Raw genomic sequence first — 16695 nt, forward strand, 5'->3', positions numbered from 1 at the left:
AGTAGCTTTGATTAGCAATGGCTTTCGGTCATGAGCAAAACCTATGTTCTTCGAGATTTCAGTAGCAAGAAGATAAAGTAGCTGCCAGCAATAATGGAAACTAACGTCCCTGCCGCAAGCTGCGCTCGGAACACTACCACTTGCCCTAAGCAGTCAGAAAATAGCATATATTCTGGTAACTTAAACCAAAGCGCTGAACATTAAAAAGGCCATTGAAATTCATCATTTCAATGGCCTTCTCGTTCCTACTAGCCAGGCAGCTAGCTAATTACCTAAGCAACTAACTGAGCTGGGACTCTCTCGCTTCTCGACTACTGAAACCACGTAAAATATTAAACAGGGTAATCAGTGTGAACAACATGATGACAAGCGATAGATGCCACGCTTCTCCTAGTCCTAACTGAACCAGCCCCATGCTCACCATTGAAGACACCACCATCTGCCCTCCGCCAGACATCGCAGCAGCCGCGCCAGCGTTCTTCTTATAAGGCAACATCACCAACGCCTGAGCACAAGGTAACGCTATACCATTGCCAAGAATCATCAAGAACTGGCCAAGCATTAAATAAAGTGGCTCAAGTGGACAAAAGAAAAGCCACAACGCCGCAGCCACATGTAATACAGGTGTGCATAACAGAGTTTTCTTGTTACCCAGCATAGGGCGAATACGGTTACATAAGCCTGTTCCGCCAAGCATGCCTAATGCTGGAATCACCGCCCACATCGCGTATTCATCTGACGTCATACCAATCTGGTTTTGCATGATAAATGGCATCACCGACACAGTGGTGATCATCAAGCTAAAGTTAAGCCAACCGATACTCGCAAAGCTCATAAAATAACGAGAAGTGAGTAGCTCTTTATATTGAGAAACCATTTTATTCGGTGAAGGGATCGTCGAAACCTGAGTGACAGTTTCTTTAAACTTGAACGCCAATACACCCCAAGCCAATGAGACATAGCCAAGTAGTGAGATGAACACCATGCTCCAACCGAAGTGGAAGTTAATGAATCCACCGATAACGGGCGCGATCAAAGGTGTTATAGACGCAACCATAGCAATGTAAGACATCGCCAAAGGCAAGTCTGCCCCACTGAATCTGTCTCGCGTAGAAGCACGAGCAAGTACCGCGCAACAACCGGTTCCTAAGCCTTGCAGGAATCGCCCCATCACCATGCTAGTAAACGAATGGCTGAAGAAGATGATCATCAATAACCCAAGCATGGCAATCAACAAACCGCTTAGCAGTACCTTCTTGCGTCCTAAAGCATCGGAAATAGGGCCATAAATAAACTGGGAAGGGCCAAAGCCTAATAAATACACACTCACCAAAAGCTGGGCTTGCTCTAGCGAGACATCAAAATCTTTTGCGATCCAAGGCAAAGAAGGAAACACCAAGCCCATACTGAGCTGGCCGATACTGATGACCAAGCACGCAAGTAAGATCGATTTAAAATCAAATCCACGACTCATCGTTTAATAGGTCCGTTCGAAGAAAAATCGTGCGTATCTAACTCACAACATAAAAACTGAGAAAATAGCGAAAATGCTGCTGGTGAGTTGTTCATAATGCTCCGACGGGATCAAATAGAGAAAGGCACAGTAAACATACGTGAGCTTGTATAATCATACAATAGGCGTTCAACTAAATATGTGAATAGTCACTTTTCAGCAACCTCGGCTTTCCGCCAATCGGTCACAAGCGCTAGACTAACACTAGATGCTCATAATCAAGGGATTTCAATGAACACTCATCACCGTATTTTTTCATGTGCTTTGGCGCTGCTTGCCTCTGGTCCTATAACGTCAGCCTTTGCATGGCAGGCAGAGAAGATCACCGACGGACTCGTGATCCCTTGGGGACTGGCTTATGTCAACGATAAGTCCATGTTAGTCACAGAAAAATCAGGCGTCATTAAACATGTCGATTTAAAAACAGGCGATCAAAACACACTGTTCAGGCTGCCCAATGTATGGGCGAAAGGCCAAGGTGGATTATTGGATATCGCACTCTCCCCTTTTGAAAACGGAAAGTTCTACGTCACTTACAGTAAAGACGTCGATAGTGAAGGCGTAACGACACTGGCTTCTGCTAATTACAGCAATAATGAAGTCACCAATTGGACAGATGTGTTTGTATCTAAATCTAGAACGGACACCGGACGTCACTTTGGTAGCCGTATCACCTTTGATGATAGCCACCTGTATTTTTCAATCGGCGACCGTGGTGATCGAGACAACGGCCAAGACACCATGACTCACGCCGGATCAATATTACGACTGAATGCCGATGGAAGCACACCAAGCGATAACCCATTCACGGATAACAACAAAGTGCTCAATGAAATTTGGAGCTTTGGCCATCGTAATCCACAAGGTCTGTATTACGATTTCCCGACTCAAAAGCTTTGGTCGATTGAACACGGCCCTCGCGGTGGTGATGAAATTAACCTAATAAAAGCGGGTGCCAACTATGGGTGGCCTGTCACCTCACACGGAAAAGAGTATTGGGGCCCTATCAGCGTTGGCGAATTTGAAACCAAAGATGGTATTGAAACGCCTACAAAAGTCTATGTCCCTTCGATCGCGCCGGGCAGCTTGATTGTTTACCAAGGAGACAAATACCCAGAACTGAAAGGTAAGCTGCTGGCTGGCGCACTAAAACTTACTCACATCAATATTGTGACAGTCAATGAACAAGGTGAGGCAATCGAGGAAGAACGCATTTTAGAGGACTTGGGCGAAAGGATAAGAGACATCGAAGCTTCACCAAACGGCGACATCTTCTTCAGCACCGATAATGGCAACCTGTACCGCTTGAAAAAGTAGCCGATACATCGTTCAATTAAAGGCATTTACGTTACAACGACATTTATAAATATAAGCCGTTAAAAGTGTGCTCAACGCCCGGTTAGCGGCTTTAAATTTTCAAAAATGAATGCGCTAAAACAGTGCAATTACTCCAAATTCGTCATCAATTTCGACCACCTTTTTCACAAAAACTACAACAAATCACCATACAACTGTAACTCCATGATATTTAAGGAATGCAAAGTTTGACTACCCCCAAGTTTCTGCAACCTTTCACTATGGATTCGATTGACTATCCCCTGATTTGATTTAGACTTCACTCCGGCTAGAAAGAAAGTTCTTTGTATATAAACATTTCGTTGGATTACTAGTAACCCCGTTGTGTTGTACGCAATAGCAATAAACTTTTCCGCGCTATCAGTGCCACAATTGGCTCAAAATAAAAATTTAATTTTAGGATATCATCATGTCTAACACAGTTACTGGTACAGTAAAATGGTTCAACGAAACTAAAGGCTTCGGCTTCATTCAACAAGAAAACGGCCCAGACGTATTCGCACACTTCTCTGCTATCACTGGCGACGGTTTCAAAACTCTTGCTGAAGGCCAAAAAGTTGAGTTCGTAGTATCTCAAGGTCAAAAAGGCCCACAAGCTGACAGCATCAAAGTACTTTAATCTGGTATTTTAAAGCTTTCTAAAAATAGCCAGCCTCTGCTGGCTATTTTTTTACCCGCTATTCAGAGATTTAAGGTAATATTCCCCTTCACTATTTCTACCTAAGACACCCTCTCAATGGCTCTTAAACCGACAATCTACAAGTTTCGTATCTCTTTAACCGATATGAATCGCGACTATTACGACTCTTTCAATCTAACGGTTGCACAACACCCTTCTGAAACAGAACAGCGAATGATGGCTCGAATCATGGCTTTCTGTATCAATGCATCTCCTGAACTTGAGTTCACTAAAGGGTTGTCTAGCATTGAAGAACCCGATTTATGGCAGAAGTCGTTAGACGATCAAATCCTAGAATGGGTTGATGTAGGCGAACCTGATCCAGAGCGTGTTAAGAAGGCAACTCGCCTATCTAAATCAGTACGCGTATTCAGCTTCAACACTAAATCAAACGTTTGGTGGGAGCAGAACAAAGGTAAATTCGGCTACCTAAAAGCTCAGATCGTTCGTCTAGACAACGATGGTATTGAGCAGCTAGCAGCGATGACACAACGTACGATGGATCTTTCAGTCATGCTGACGGGTAACTCTGCTTTCATTAACAGCGATACTCAATCGGCAGAAGTAACGTGGGAAGAGCTACAGAGTAATGACTGAGCGTCCAACCCCGAATAGTTCGCAAACAGAAGCTAGCCTGCAAGAAGAAGCCAAGCAGCAAGCCGACGCGCAGCAAGAAATCAAAGCCAAACAACAAGCTAGAACCAAGCTTCACCAGTGTTTAAAAGAAGCAGGTTTAGGTTCAGTCAAAGCGCTCTCGACAGGCTACGAGAAAGAGCTGTCGTCATTTATTGATGAAAACCACGCTTTGTTTAAACACGCTTGCGAGAACAAGCCGGAGAACTCTGCACGTCAGACGTTGCTTGGCTTGCTAACCAAGGAACATATCGATGCAAGCTATCGCTTTGAAAGCTATAAAGAAGCGAATGAGACGATGCAAAATGTATTCGATAATACTGTTGGCACTGAGCACAGTGACAAGTTTCAAAACTCTAACGCTCAACAGTTAAAACTAGTCACGCATTTGTGGTTGTTCATTCAAGGACGACTAGGAATGGATTACAGCCTAGCCAATGATCACGCAGCTGTAGCCGCTACGCTATTGTCTCGTATATCGAGAAGCAGTGATGATGAGATTCGCGTAGAGTTCATGGCCAGTTTTTACGATGGTTTGAACATCTATCAAGCCGAGAACAAGCCATCAGGTATTGTTCACCACTTAAAGCGTTTGTTTAACCTTTCTTAAGCACTCCCACCAGCGACTGATTCTAGTTACGCTCTATATGCTTTCAACAAACGTTAAGATATAGAGCGTGCTTTTTCTGCTTGGCCGCAACAGATTCCCTATTACGTTCATTCTTCACTTTAGGGAATAACAGCATTCTCAGCCATTACAGTTGACTTCATTACAGGCGTAAAAAAGCCCCGCATAAAGCGAGGCTTAGAATATATTTCAATGAACATCAATTTACAGAGGCTAAATTGAATTCATCTAATAATGCAGTGAATCAACGCAGGCCGTGTAAGAACTCGTGGCGCGTTGCTGGGTTTGATCTGAAGATACCGCCTAGAGCTGTTGTTGTCGTTTCGCTGGTTGCATCCATTACACCGCGAGATTTCACGCAGTAGTGAACCGCATCCATGGTGACAGCAACGTCATCGGTTTCGAGTAGCGTTTGCAATGCAACAAGGATCTGCTGAGTCATACGCTCTTGAACTTGTGGACGCTGAGCAAAGAATCGAACAATACGGTTAATCTTTGAAAGGCCGATGATTTTCCCACGAGGGATATAAGCGACCGCAGTCTTACCATCAATCGTCACTAAGTGGTGCTCACAAGTACTGGTCACGGTAATGTCTTTTACTCGTACCATCTCACGAACGCCCATCTTGTTTTCGATTACCGTAATTTTAGGGAAATTGGCGTAATCCAAACCAGAGAAAATTTCATCCACGTACATTTTAGCAATACGTTGCGGTGTTTCTTCCAGACTATCGTCCGTAAGATCAAGTTCAAGGAGAGTGAGAATCTCACGCATATGGTGTTCGATTCGTTCCTTTTTCTCTTCTCGGCTAACCTGGTTTGGACTCATTGGTGTCTCTAAACCACGGCTTGCTAGCGCATCTTTAACCAACTTCGCTGATTCGCTAAGACCTGACATTGAACTTCCTCTTTTATTACCCCTTCTGGATGGCAAACAAGGATACTCGGAATTTTGAATAAATACACCCATATTTTAAGGGAGGTCATTATTTACGGGGCTTAAACTGTGCTAGAGTGGCTAGAATTTCGTTGGCGAACCATCATGATTTGATAACTATTGAATCCCTATTGCCAACCGCCAAATCAAAATAATAACGATCAAAGGATTTCAATTATGGGCTGTTGCGACGCTCCGGGCTTGATGCCAATTGAAGAAGCACTAGATAAGCTGCTATCACCAATTCAACCTATTCAAACGACCTTATCACTGCCATTAGCAGAAGCATTGGGTTACGTACTTGCTGAAGATATTCTATCCCCTATTTTCGTCCCTCCTTTTGATAACTCAGCAATGGACGGCTATGCACTGCGCTTAGCAGACCTAGAGAACAGTAAAGTGCTGCCTTTAGCGGGCAAGTCCTTTGCAGGTCAACCTTTTGAAGGTGAATGGCCAGCAAACACCTGTATTCGCATTATGACTGGCGCAAAGATCCCGGAAGGTTGTGACGTCGTAATCATGCAAGAAAACACGGCTGAAACTGACGCTGGCATTGAGATTCAGCAAGACGACATCAAGCTGAACAATAACATTCGCCCTACCGGTGACGACATCAAGCAAGGCGATATCGTTCTTAGCCGTGGCGAACGTTTAACACCTCGTGACATTCCAATGATTGCTTCGCTCGGTGTGAGTCATGTAACTGTGGCACACAAACCTAAAGTCGCTTTCTTCTCTACTGGCGATGAGCTCAAGCCATTAGGTCAGCCTCTTGAAGATGGTCAGATCTACGACAGCAACCGCTACGGTATCAAACCACTGATTGAAGCGTTTGGTTGCGAAGCAATTGACCTAGGTATTATTCCTGATTGCCCTGCAACGCTTAAAGAAACCTTTGTAAAAGCGCAAGAACTGGCAGACGTAGTTGTCACTTCTGGTGGCGTAAGTGTCGGCGAAGCTGATTACACCAAAGACATTCTTGAAGAGCTTGGCGAAATCGGCTTTTGGAAACTAGCAATCAAACCAGGTAAACCATTCGCATTTGGTGAGCTAGACAACGCTTGGTTCTGTGGCCTACCGGGTAACCCAGTGTCTGCAATGATGACTATGTATGTGTTAGTTCAGCCTATGCTGGCTAAATTAGCTGGTCACACAGCATGGACAGCACCAGAGTCGATTCCTGCTATCACTAAATCTGCATTCAAAAAAGGCCCAGGCCGTACTGATTACCAACGTGGCATCTACTCGATTGAAAACGGTAAGTTTGTAGTAGAAACAACAGGTAACCAAAGCTCTGGCGCTTTCCGCTCAATGAGCTTAGCAAACTGCTTTGTGGTACTAGAGCGCGAACGTGGCCGTGTTGAAGTCGGTGAAACGGTTCAGATTCAACTGTTTAACTCCACGCTTTACTAACGAGGCTTGCTGATGGAAATACTGTCTGACGCAGAGATGCTTCGTTACAATCGCCAGATCATTCTCAAACAGTTTGATTTTGAAGGTCAAGAAGCGCTGAAACAGAGTTCAATCTTAGTGTTAGGTGCGGGTGGTTTAGGCTGTGCCTCTGCTCAATACCTTGCGACTGCGGGCATTGGTAAACTAATGCTGATCGACGACGATGTTGTCGAGCTTTCAAATTTGCAGCGACAAGTACTTCACACCGATACTGATATTGGTAAGAAGAAGGTCGATTCTGCCGCTGAATCTTTGCAGGTATTGAACCCGCATCTGACGATTGAAACTGTCGAACACAGGCTTGATGACGAGGCACTTGGCAAGTTAATTGAAGCACACTCGCTTGTTCTTGATGCCAGTGACAACGTCGAAACGCGCAATCAGTTGAACCGCTTATGTTACGCATCAAAAACGCCTCTAGTATCGGGCGCTGCGATTCGCATGGAAGGTCAGATTAGCGTATTCACTTATCAAGATGAAAATGCACCTTGCTACCAGTGCTTGAGCGCTCTATTCGGCAACGCTGCTCTAAGCTGTGTTGAAGCCGGTGTGATGGCACCTGTTGTTGGCATGGTTGGCGCGGCTCAGGCTTTGGAAGCTATCAAGGTTATTGCCGGGTTTGGACAACCAAAGCAAGGCAAGCTTTTGATTCTCGATGCCATGTCTCACAGCTGGCGTGAAATGAATTTAATGAAGATGCCTAATTGTTCGGTGTGTGGATAAGCTAAATCATATCCCCTCTTATCGAAAACTTAAGCCTTGACTATATGTTGGGGCTTTTTTATATCTCAACGTCAGCATCTCAACTCGCTTTATCAATTTGAAATACTCTATGAGAGATTAGTTTCATTTGAGTTCTCATTTTGAGAATACAATAAAAAAATCAGCACCACAAAATATAATCGTTAAAAATCAACGCGTTAAATTTGGCACATAACTTGTAACTATATTTGTACCTTCCATCACAAGGATGTAGATATGAGAATCACAACGTTAAGTTTGCTAATAAGTGCGCCATTGGTCGCCAACGCAGCGCCATTCGATACCTGCCCTAGTAAGGCATACCTTTTTCAATCCACCCCAGTGCAAGTTTGGGGGGTTAACCTAGTGACCGGCTCAACCACTCTGTTAGAAGACGATACGGGTATGAATGCCAATATCAATGGTGTTGGTTTCGACTTTCAAGACAGATATATTTATGGCTATGACACCACCAACAAACGCTTGGTGCGCCTTGGACAGGATTTCCAAGCTGAAGTTATCAATACCAGTGGCTTACCAACCGATCACACTTTCTATGTCGGCGACGTCTATGACCATGTTTACTACTTGTATCGTACAGGTAAGGGACTATTTACTGTTGACCTCTCTCCTTTAGACTCTGATCCGAATGCGACCGTCACGGTCAACAAAATCGCGGGCAGCCCTGCAACTGTAAAACTGACTGATTTCGCCTTTCATCCAAGTGATGGCTCTTTATATGGTATCGACAATAACTCGGGTGGCTTGTACAGCTTCAACCCAACTACAGGTGCAGAAACCTATATTGGTGATACCGGAGAAACAGGGACGTTTGGCGCAGGTTATTTTGATGTAAACGGCTACTATTACGTATCTCGAAATCAAGACGGTAAGATCTACCGTATCAACCTATCCCCAGATAACGCTGCAAACATCGCTGCAGGTGTCGTTCCTGCTGTAGAGTTCGTATCGAATGGCCCTTCTTCGAATCAAAATGATGGTGCTCGCTGTGCGAATGCGCCTGTCGTAGATGAAGATTCCAACATCGACTTCGGTGACGCTCCAGATACCTATCTAACGTTATTAGCAAGTAACGGTCCTCGACATGAACTAGATGGCGTGACTTGGTTAGGTACAGACGCGCCCGACGCCGATCTTGACGGCTACGTAACACCGCAATCGGATGAAAGCGTGGGTATTGATGATGAGTGGGCGAACGGTGGTATCGGTTTTGTAACCGCACTTGAAGCTGGTCTTGATTCAAAAGTGGTGATTGAGGCTTCAACAACCGGTTACCTTTCGGCTTGGATAGATTGGAACCAAGATGGCAGTTTCGATGGCGCCAACGAGCAAGTATTTACCGATTACCTGTTAGATGCGGGTGAAAACGATCTGTTCCTAAATGTCGATATCAACGCTCTGACCGGTACGACGTGGGCTCGCTTTAGATTCAGTCAACAAACCAACCTAAGTTACTTTGGCGGTTCAACCTCTGGTGAGGTGGTCGATATTCAAGTCGATGTTCTTAACGATGGTGCCACTGCTCGTTACTTCCCAAGTGCTTCTGGTTACGCAACGCTCGCGTACGAAGATAACTGGCCTTATAAAGCTGACTACGACATGAACGATGCTGTTCTTATGTATCGTATTACTGAAATCCTTAAAGATGGAAAAGTCGTTAAATCAACTATCGACGGCCGCCTAGCTGCTGTCGGGGCATCGTACAGAAATGGTTTTGCTGTTCGACTTCCTAACCTCGACCCGAGCTTGGTGAGTAGTGGTAGCTCTTACATGAAACACAACGGCGTATTCACTGACCTTGACCTAGAAGATGGACGTAGCGAAGCAATCTTTGTTATCGCCAATGACCTGACAGAAAAAATCAGCACTGGCTGTACCTTCTACCGCACCAGTAATGGATGTAAAGAAGATGAGCAGTTCTCGTTCCAAATTGGTATTACTTTAGCCGGTGACGGTGTGAGTACTGGCAGCTGGACCGATATGCCTTACGACCCGTTCATTTTCGCAACGCCTGGTTATTATCACGGTGAAAACCTACCTCTACATCCAGGACGCAGCTGGGAGGTTCACTTGCCAGACCAAGCTCCAACCGAAGCATTTGATACCACTAACCTCTTTGAAGCTGGTTTAGGCGTCGATGACAGTAATCCATCAACAGGTAAATACTTCAAAACAGTAGAAAACCACCCTTGGGCACTAATAGTGACTTCGGATGACGAATGGGAGTGGCCTTTAGAGTACGTCGATATTGTTACCGCTTACCCAGAGTTTAAAGAATACGCAGAATCCGGCGGTGAAACGAACCAAACATGGTACCAATCACCTGCAGACAACCAACGTTACGAACCATAAGGAGAGACGTTATGACTATTCACACTAAACAATATCGAGACAATCATTGCGTTGATTCAAGTCGCAATCTCTTTGAGGAAAAACGTATGTCTGTACAAAGCACTTGGAACATCAAGAAGTCACTAGCCGTTATTTTAGCTGCAGCGCCATTAGTATTAGCCGGCTGTGGAGGCGGCGGTGGGGGCGGAAGTACATCTACGGCATCACCATCTACACCCTCGACACCTGCAACTCCGTCGAATCCGGTAACAGCAACGACTCCGGTAACAGCAACGCCTTCGCCGTCTCCCGCGACAAGTGCGGTAGCAGCGCAGAGCTATACGATGAGTGATTTGGTGGTACCTGATGGATTTGACTACAACTCTGTTGAACAGTTTGATCTCAACATTGACATCAGCAGCATTTCGACAGACCGTTCTTTTGTGACCGTTTATAGCCGCTTTAGTACAAGAGATGACTCAACCTTGAAGCCGGATTACTCCAGCAAGGTCATTGCGGGCCCACTAGATAACGGTGTGTTCGCCTCCAACTTTGCAGCACCAGTAAACCATGACGCACTCTTGATAGAGATTTGGTTTTACGATGGTCAACCTCCATTACAACAAGTGGTTTCTAGCGGCGACTCTCAGATTGTCTGGCAGTAAATTGTTTAACAGCAGGTAACTTGTCGTTAGCGAGATCTCTGACGAAACAGAGTCAAAATGGATTGTTTGTAAGTAGGAAGTGAGCAGAAATGCTCACTTTTTTATTTTCGTCGAAGAGCAGTTAATTCAGCTTTCTTAGCGAGTAGCATTCACTTTACCACCAACCTCACTTATATTTTCAACATAACCTTCAAAGACTTACTCTCATGAAACAGTTAAAAATAGGTCTATTTATCTTAATGTGTGGCGTAGGCGTGTTAGTTGCCCTTGCCTATTTCCCGCTAACATCAGAGACGGGGCAACGTATTCAAGCCAAAGTAATTTCGAACACGCTTACTCAATCCTTAGATGGGCACAGGCGTTATCTGACGGTTCAGACAAAAGATAATGACGTATTTCGGCTCTCTATTGCTCCTACCACAGACTGCCCTATTGATTCTGTGGTCGCGCTTGATACATTAAACAATCAAATAACCGGACAAAGCAGTTATCAGTTCATCCACTGTCGAGCTGCACAGTAGCCATCGATGCAACAACGGTATTCGTAAAGCAACTGTATTCGCAAAAGCAACAGTAATCGCTCTACCACTGTATTCGCTAAAACAGTAAGAATCGCTAAAACAACAAGAATGGATATAACAATAATGAATCAGCCACTCATCTCACCACAACAACTTCAACAACGTTTGCTAGCAGAAGACAATATCATCATCCTCGACGCCAGCATCGAGTTTCAAATTCCAAGCGAGTCAGAAAAGATCAAAGGACAAATGATTCCTGGTGCTATTCGTTTTGACTACGACAAAGACTTTTGTAACAAGCACACTCTGCTTCCTCACATGTTTCCGAGCGAAAAACACTTCAACACTCGCGCAAAAGAAATTGGCATCAATCAAGACAGTACGATTGTGGTTTACGATAACTCCGGAACCTTCGCTTCTCCTCGTGCGTGGTGGATGTTTATGGCAATGGGACACAACGACGTATTCATCTTAGATGGCGGTTTGCCAGCTTGGATCGAAGCCGGTTACGCGACCGAGACTGACTATCGCACCGAAGTAAAAGCGGGCAATTTTGAAGGCCATATTCAAGACAACTACTTTGTCAGTGCTCAGCAGATTGAAGGTTACTCAACTGACAAGAGCGCAAACATTGTAGATGCTCGTTCTCAAGCTCGTTTCGATTCAGAAGTTCCTGAACCACGTGAAGGCTTGCGTAGTGGCCATATACCGAATTCTATTTGCCTACCATTTGCCCAAGTACTCAAAAACGGCAAGTTAAAGTCCCAAGAAGAGCTTATTGATATCTTTTCAACGCTAGAATTAACGCCTTCTCAACCTATGTTCTTTAGCTGTGGCTCTGGCGTAACAGCTTGCATCATATTATTAGCCGCTAAACTCGCTGGCTATAACGGTGAAATGGGTGTTTACGATGGTTCATGGACGGAATGGGGTGCTAACGACAAACTCCCTATCGCCGTGACTAAAAAGTAATTCAACTTCGCTTAATGCAACTATTAGAATATACTGCGCATGCATAAAGAGCTTACTGATAATGATGGCCCCACGTCTCATGAAGTAAGCCTCTATGTCGCAGTTAACGCTATGTTCATTTGAGACCAAGACTCGATTCACGCCGTTTGATTTGTAACCCACATCAACTTGCTAACCATAATTCGTGATTAATCATAAACTAATCGTTATCGACGTTATGAATACTAATTTTTCACTCAAGAATCTCTGCTCGTAGTCGTTACACTATTTAATCATTAATACTTTCATCATTGATGTTTGTATTTTTCGTTGCATGAATCGCGCTGACAACCCAATAGTTTGTCACTTGCAGTCTGTTAAAAGTAGTAACCAACAAAGGCATCTCATGGCTCTATTTAAGCAAAATATCTGGTCGCTGTACGCGTTTGTCGTACTACTGACCCTGATACTTTTCGCCGCGTTGGCAATAACAAACTGGAAAGCAAACAGAGACGACTTCATAGAGCAGCAACACATTCAGGTTGAGCTTTTTTCTAGCTCCGTCAACTCGCTGCTGACCAGTCAAGAAGCCTTGTTAGAAGTGGTTGGCCATCAACTGGCTCAACAGTCTGATTTCACACGTACTGCATCTATCCAGATTAGGCCAATATTAGACAAGCTACTTGAGACCCACCCTGCGATAGCAGCGTTTGGCTTGTTGAACACCGACGGTGATTACCTCTCGATTAGCTCAAATCTCGAACTTGCGAATCAAAGGAACTTGCTGCAATACGCGCCAACCAGAGGCTCCTTCCTAGACGCCCTATCAAGCAGTAGCATGGTGCTTGGCCGTACCTATTTTCAAGATTCGTTGAATAGCTTAGTCATCCCGCTGAGAAAATCCATTTCAATCGATGGCAAGAAAACCGATGCAGTAATGACCGCAGGGCTACGATTAGACGCAACGATCGTATTTGAAAATAATGCTCACGCCGGAAGTTTCAATACACTAAGCCTGATCAGAAAAGACAGCTATCGCCAGTTTTATTCAAGTGATATTGAATCTGAGAGTGCCTATTCCTCTCCAGTCGGCAAAGATGTCATACAGCGTATTGCAAGTATCTTTACCGACCACTTCGGAATTAGCGTACAAGAAGCGATGAATGGGCAAGAAACCTATTCTTTTGTCGTCGACGATGAAGAGTACCACTCTTTGATGAGCGCGAAGTACATCCCAAACTACAAATTATGGGTGGTAGGACGTACGGATCTAACTCACGTCGATAGTATATTCATACAAGAGTTCAGCATTCTTTTCGTTGCCTTTATTTTTCTTCAGTTTGGTTTCTACTTTTTGGTTAAGTCGATTGCCAAGAATGAACAACGGACTCGTAGCCAACTCATTTATCAGGCGAACCATGACCCTTTAACCTCTCTGCCAAACCGTTTGTACATGCGTAGAAACATTGGTAAATGGATTGACGATGAGTCAGAGCCGTTTTCGCTGTTGTTTATCGATATCGATAACTTTAAATGCGTCAATGACACCCACGGGCATGACTTTGGAGATAAGGTTCTCAAACATATCGCTTTGCGTTTGATGAGGTTCCGATCTCGCCTCAGCCTATTGGTACGTGAATCCAGTGATGAGTTTTTGTTCTTGACGCCCTTGTCGAATGAAGCTGAAATTAAACGACTCGCCAAGCGCATTATTGAAGTGCTTTCTCAACCTTATGAAGTTGAAAGCGCTCAGTTTTTGTTAGGTTGCAGCATCGGCGTAGCGCGTTTCCCAGAACACGGAAAAGATCTGGATAGCCTGTTACGTTCTGCCGATATTTCAATGTACAAAGCGAAACAGCAGCAAAACTCGTACAGTATTTTCACAACGGAAATGCAAGATGCTCATCTCTACAAAATGAAAGTAGAACAAAGGCTACGCATCGCTATCGAGAAACAAACGCTGTTCATGGTTTTCCAACCGCTGGTTCGTGCAAATGAAAGTATTCATGGTGTAGAAGCACTCGTGCGCTGGATTGATGAGGAATTGGGTTTTGTTCCGCCAGATGTCTTTATACCGATAGCAGAGAACACGGGTTTAATGCAAAAACTGGGGACTTTTATTATTGAGTCCAGCATTATGCAGATCGCCCACTTGCACCGAAAAACAGAACAAAAAATCGGGCTGTCGATCAACATATCAGTGCGTCAGTTTTCTCATCAATCCTTCTCTGAGCACTTGTTCGCGACACTAGAAAAGTATCAACTCTCTCCTAGCTGTGTAACGCTAGAAATTACCGAGAGCTTGTTCATTGAAGATGTGACTTTGGTGAAACCGACTTTTGAAGCCCTCAAAGAGAAAAATATAAAGATCTCTTTAGATGATTTCGGGACAGGTTATTCATCACTAAGTATGTTGAAAGCACTGCCTATCGATGAACTTAAAATCGATAAGAGCTTTATTGAGAACATTGCTGTCGATCAGCAGTCACTCACCATGGTGCAAAACATCATCGCAATCGGTAAGAACTTCGGCATGGTGGTATTAGCAGAAGGCGTAGAATCAAACGAACACTTCGCAATTCTAAAGGCATGTGGATGTGACTTAATGCAAGGCTATTACTTCTCTCGCCCTATTCCTTATGATGAGCTGGCTACTCACCTAAACAAGAAAGTGACCGAGCACGCGGAATGTTCTGTTTAAGAACGTGAGTTAAATAGACGAGCTAAATAAGGTAGGCGGCTAAACACCTACCTTATTTTCTAGGTATTTTCTGTTCAGTTATTTATTCATTTCACTATGCATAACATCGATCAACTGCCCGGAAGGATCTCCTGATAATTCCCAAGTAAAAATGCCGCCTAGGTCTGATTTCTTCGCCCATTCTGCCTTTGCTTTAATAGAACGCTGATCTTCAAAAGATATGAATACTTTTTTATCTGGGTTCCACAAATAAGGTGCTTGAGCTTGCTCATCATACTTATACTCATAACCTTGTTTACTGCTGTAGTTATTCATAAGATCCCAAAACATGAAGTAACCGTTTTCACCGGTACCAAACTGCGCCCCTTGTTCAGAAACTAGGTCACCTTTAGGCAGCTCTCCAGCAAAGTCTTTTGTCCCTTGCCAACCTCGACCATAAAAAGCCGCCCCGATCACGAGCTTCTCGCTAGGAATACCTTGCTCTATCATCTGATTAATGAAGACATCAGCTCCCATTCCCCACCAACTACGCTCGGTGGCATGTAAGTTTGTTGTGTGACCTGTTTGAGTTCCCCAGCCTCCGAGGAAGTCATACGTCATCGCAAACATGTTCGTCAGATATGGGCTAGCTGCGTTCCAGTCAATTTGAGCTGCCTTAGCACCAACACCGACAGCCGTTGAAAGCTCGTAATCTCTTTGAGTCGTCTTTGATAGAGCGTCCAAATCACTTCTGATTGTTTTTACTAAAAGAGTAAAAGCTTCACGCTCTAGCGCTTTTTGCTCATCCGTTAGTTTCGTCTCTGGGTTCCAAGGCGAAGTGGTTAAGCCGCCGCCTCCTGGGTATTCCCAATCAAGATCAATACCATCAAAGAAGTCGTATTTTTGGATCAATTCAACAGCAGTTTTTGAAAAGTGCGCAATGGCTTGAGGATCTTTCGCCATCACATGGAAAGGTTCAGACATTGTCCACCCTCCAAATGAGGGCAAAATTTTGATATTTTGATTGTCGGCCTTCAGTTGAGCTAACTGGGCAAAGTGACCTTTATAGGCGGCATCAACACCCACGTCTCCGAAATCGACTTCTAACGCAGCTTCTTTATCCACAATAATCGCGGTATATGGTTGTTTGTCTGCACATTGCTGCTGAATTTGTTTTTGGACGGGCTCACCAGCACCGCTATGAGGACCACACATGCTCAAGAAGGCGTAAATAATATGTGAGAGCTTGTCTGCAGGTATGTCGTCAACGGTATAAGGGTTGTCTTTATTCAGATATTGCCAATCCGCAAAATACCCTGCGACGACTTTATCATCGGCATGTGCCTCAGGTGTGAGCATACAAGCCGTGGTGATTAAGCTAAGCGCAATGACGGAATTAGATTTAAAGATAGAACTTGATTGGTCACTGTTGCTAGAAATAGCGCGTGTGATAAATGACAGTTTCATAATTATCTCCTTTAGTGTGGCTTAACATTAAAGAGTGATAATTCTTTCAACCGCTGAACAAATTCACTATTCGAGTCATGTCTAATAGTTATCCCCCTTATTGCACTGGTTTCATCAGGG

General features: G+C 44.3%; 14 protein-coding genes and 1 pseudogene. 11 read left to right on the forward strand and 4 right to left on the reverse strand.

The window, feature by feature from the left end:
* Nucleotides 1–41: 41 nt before the first annotated feature.
* Nucleotides 42–264, reverse strand: a pseudogene (locus tag F0229_RS21895) (hypothetical protein); the annotation flags it as partial.
* Nucleotides 265–280: 16 nt separating this feature from the next.
* Complete coding sequence (locus tag F0229_RS14335; RefSeq protein WP_171733097.1) at nucleotides 281–1474, reverse strand: multidrug effflux MFS transporter; 1194 nt, start codon at nucleotides 1472–1474, stop codon at nucleotides 281–283.
* Between the two features lie 270 nt (nucleotides 1475–1744).
* Between F0229_RS14335 and F0229_RS14340 the strand changes: the two genes are divergently transcribed.
* The 4 genes from F0229_RS14340 (at nucleotide 1745) to F0229_RS14355 (ending at nucleotide 4791) form a co-directional block, all read left to right on the forward strand.
* Entirely contained in the window at nucleotides 1745–2830 is a 1086-nt protein-coding gene (locus tag F0229_RS14340; RefSeq protein WP_171733098.1) for a PQQ-dependent sugar dehydrogenase, read from the forward strand.
* Nucleotides 2831–3278: 448 nt separating this feature from the next.
* Nucleotides 3279–3488 (forward strand): cold-shock protein, encoded by a 210-nt coding sequence (locus F0229_RS14345; protein WP_010430417.1) that lies wholly within the window; start codon nucleotides 3279–3281, stop codon nucleotides 3486–3488.
* A 117-nt stretch (nucleotides 3489–3605) separates the two neighbouring features.
* Nucleotides 3606–4145, forward strand: coding sequence for a YaeQ family protein (locus F0229_RS14350; protein ID WP_017061727.1), 540 nt, complete (start codon nucleotides 3606–3608; stop codon nucleotides 4143–4145).
* Nucleotides 4138–4791 (forward strand): hypothetical protein, encoded by a 654-nt coding sequence (locus tag F0229_RS14355; RefSeq protein WP_240698139.1) that lies wholly within the window; start codon nucleotides 4138–4140, stop codon nucleotides 4789–4791. The genes F0229_RS14350 and F0229_RS14355 overlap by 8 nt, the downstream gene beginning before the upstream one ends.
* A 262-nt stretch (nucleotides 4792–5053) precedes the next feature.
* Here the strand turns inward: F0229_RS14355 and folE are convergent, their stop codons facing one another.
* Entirely contained in the window at nucleotides 5054–5707 is a 654-nt protein-coding gene (gene folE, locus F0229_RS14360; protein ID WP_017061725.1) for a GTP cyclohydrolase I FolE, read from the reverse strand.
* A gap of 216 nt (nucleotides 5708–5923) precedes the next feature.
* Here folE and moeA point away from each other — a divergent pair, with 216 nt between their 5' ends.
* The 7 genes from moeA to F0229_RS14395 all read left to right on the forward strand — a co-directional run bounded on the left by moeA (nucleotide 5924) and on the right by F0229_RS14395 (nucleotide 15129).
* A complete protein-coding gene (gene moeA, locus F0229_RS14365; protein ID WP_102393097.1) occupies nucleotides 5924–7159 on the forward strand; it encodes a molybdopterin molybdotransferase MoeA in 1236 nt (411 codons plus the stop codon).
* 12 nt (nucleotides 7160–7171) lie between these two features.
* Nucleotides 7172–7921, forward strand: a complete 750-nt coding sequence (gene moeB / locus F0229_RS14370; protein ID WP_171733099.1) for a molybdopterin-synthase adenylyltransferase MoeB — start codon at nucleotides 7172–7174, stop codon at nucleotides 7919–7921.
* 255 nt (nucleotides 7922–8176) lie between these two features.
* Nucleotides 8177–10312, forward strand: coding sequence for an LruC domain-containing protein (locus F0229_RS14375; RefSeq protein WP_171733100.1), 2136 nt, complete (start codon nucleotides 8177–8179; stop codon nucleotides 10310–10312).
* An 11-nt stretch (nucleotides 10313–10323) separates the two neighbouring features.
* On the forward strand, nucleotides 10324–10956 hold the full coding sequence (locus tag F0229_RS14380; protein WP_017071461.1) for a hypothetical protein: 633 nt from the start codon (nucleotides 10324–10326) through the stop codon (nucleotides 10954–10956).
* Nucleotides 10957–11162: 206 nt separating this feature from the next.
* Entirely contained in the window at nucleotides 11163–11477 is a 315-nt protein-coding gene (locus F0229_RS14385; RefSeq protein ID WP_017061706.1) for a hypothetical protein, read from the forward strand.
* Nucleotides 11478–11600: 123 nt separating this feature from the next.
* A complete protein-coding gene (locus tag F0229_RS14390; RefSeq protein WP_017065718.1) occupies nucleotides 11601–12449 on the forward strand; it encodes a sulfurtransferase in 849 nt (282 codons plus the stop codon).
* 385 nt (nucleotides 12450–12834) lie between these two features.
* On the forward strand, nucleotides 12835–15129 hold the full coding sequence (locus F0229_RS14395) for a bifunctional diguanylate cyclase/phosphodiesterase (protein WP_171733101.1): 2295 nt from the start codon (nucleotides 12835–12837) through the stop codon (nucleotides 15127–15129).
* A gap of 78 nt (nucleotides 15130–15207) precedes the next feature.
* Here the strand turns inward: F0229_RS14395 and F0229_RS14400 are convergent, their stop codons facing one another.
* A complete protein-coding gene (locus F0229_RS14400) occupies nucleotides 15208–16575 on the reverse strand; it encodes a glycoside hydrolase family 18 protein (RefSeq protein ID WP_171733102.1) in 1368 nt (455 codons plus the stop codon).
* Nucleotides 16576–16695 lie beyond the last annotated feature (120 nt).

The organism is Vibrio sp. AIC-3, assembly GCF_013114515.1.
Lineage (GTDB): Bacteria > Pseudomonadota > Gammaproteobacteria > Enterobacterales > Vibrionaceae > Vibrio > Vibrio crassostreae_C.

What these genes read in the sequence shown, in the direction of transcription:
- F0229_RS14335 (WP_171733097.1), bottom strand. Translation starts at nt 1,474, where the DNA reads ATGAGTCGTGGATTTGATTTTAAATCGATCTTACTTGCGTGCTTGGTC.
- F0229_RS14340 (WP_171733098.1), top strand. Translation starts at nt 1,745, where the DNA reads ATGAACACTCATCACCGTATTTTTTCATGTGCTTTGGCGCTGCTTGCC.
- F0229_RS14345 (WP_010430417.1), top strand. Translation starts at nt 3,279, where the DNA reads ATGTCTAACACAGTTACTGGTACAGTAAAATGGTTCAACGAAACTAAA.
- F0229_RS14350 (WP_017061727.1), top strand. Translation starts at nt 3,606, where the DNA reads ATGGCTCTTAAACCGACAATCTACAAGTTTCGTATCTCTTTAACCGAT.
- F0229_RS14355 (WP_240698139.1), top strand. Translation starts at nt 4,138, where the DNA reads ATGACTGAGCGTCCAACCCCGAATAGTTCGCAAACAGAAGCTAGCCTG.
- folE (WP_017061725.1), bottom strand. Translation starts at nt 5,707, where the DNA reads ATGTCAGGTCTTAGCGAATCAGCGAAGTTGGTTAAAGATGCGCTAGCA.
- moeA (WP_102393097.1), top strand. Translation starts at nt 5,924, where the DNA reads ATGGGCTGTTGCGACGCTCCGGGCTTGATGCCAATTGAAGAAGCACTA.
- moeB (WP_171733099.1), top strand. Translation starts at nt 7,172, where the DNA reads ATGGAAATACTGTCTGACGCAGAGATGCTTCGTTACAATCGCCAGATC.
- F0229_RS14375 (WP_171733100.1), top strand. Translation starts at nt 8,177, where the DNA reads ATGAGAATCACAACGTTAAGTTTGCTAATAAGTGCGCCATTGGTCGCC.
- F0229_RS14380 (WP_017071461.1), top strand. Translation starts at nt 10,324, where the DNA reads ATGACTATTCACACTAAACAATATCGAGACAATCATTGCGTTGATTCA.
- F0229_RS14385 (WP_017061706.1), top strand. Translation starts at nt 11,163, where the DNA reads ATGAAACAGTTAAAAATAGGTCTATTTATCTTAATGTGTGGCGTAGGC.
- F0229_RS14390 (WP_017065718.1), top strand. Translation starts at nt 11,601, where the DNA reads ATGAATCAGCCACTCATCTCACCACAACAACTTCAACAACGTTTGCTA.
- F0229_RS14395 (WP_171733101.1), top strand. Translation starts at nt 12,835, where the DNA reads ATGGCTCTATTTAAGCAAAATATCTGGTCGCTGTACGCGTTTGTCGTA.
- F0229_RS14400 (WP_171733102.1), bottom strand. Translation starts at nt 16,575, where the DNA reads ATGAAACTGTCATTTATCACACGCGCTATTTCTAGCAACAGTGACCAA.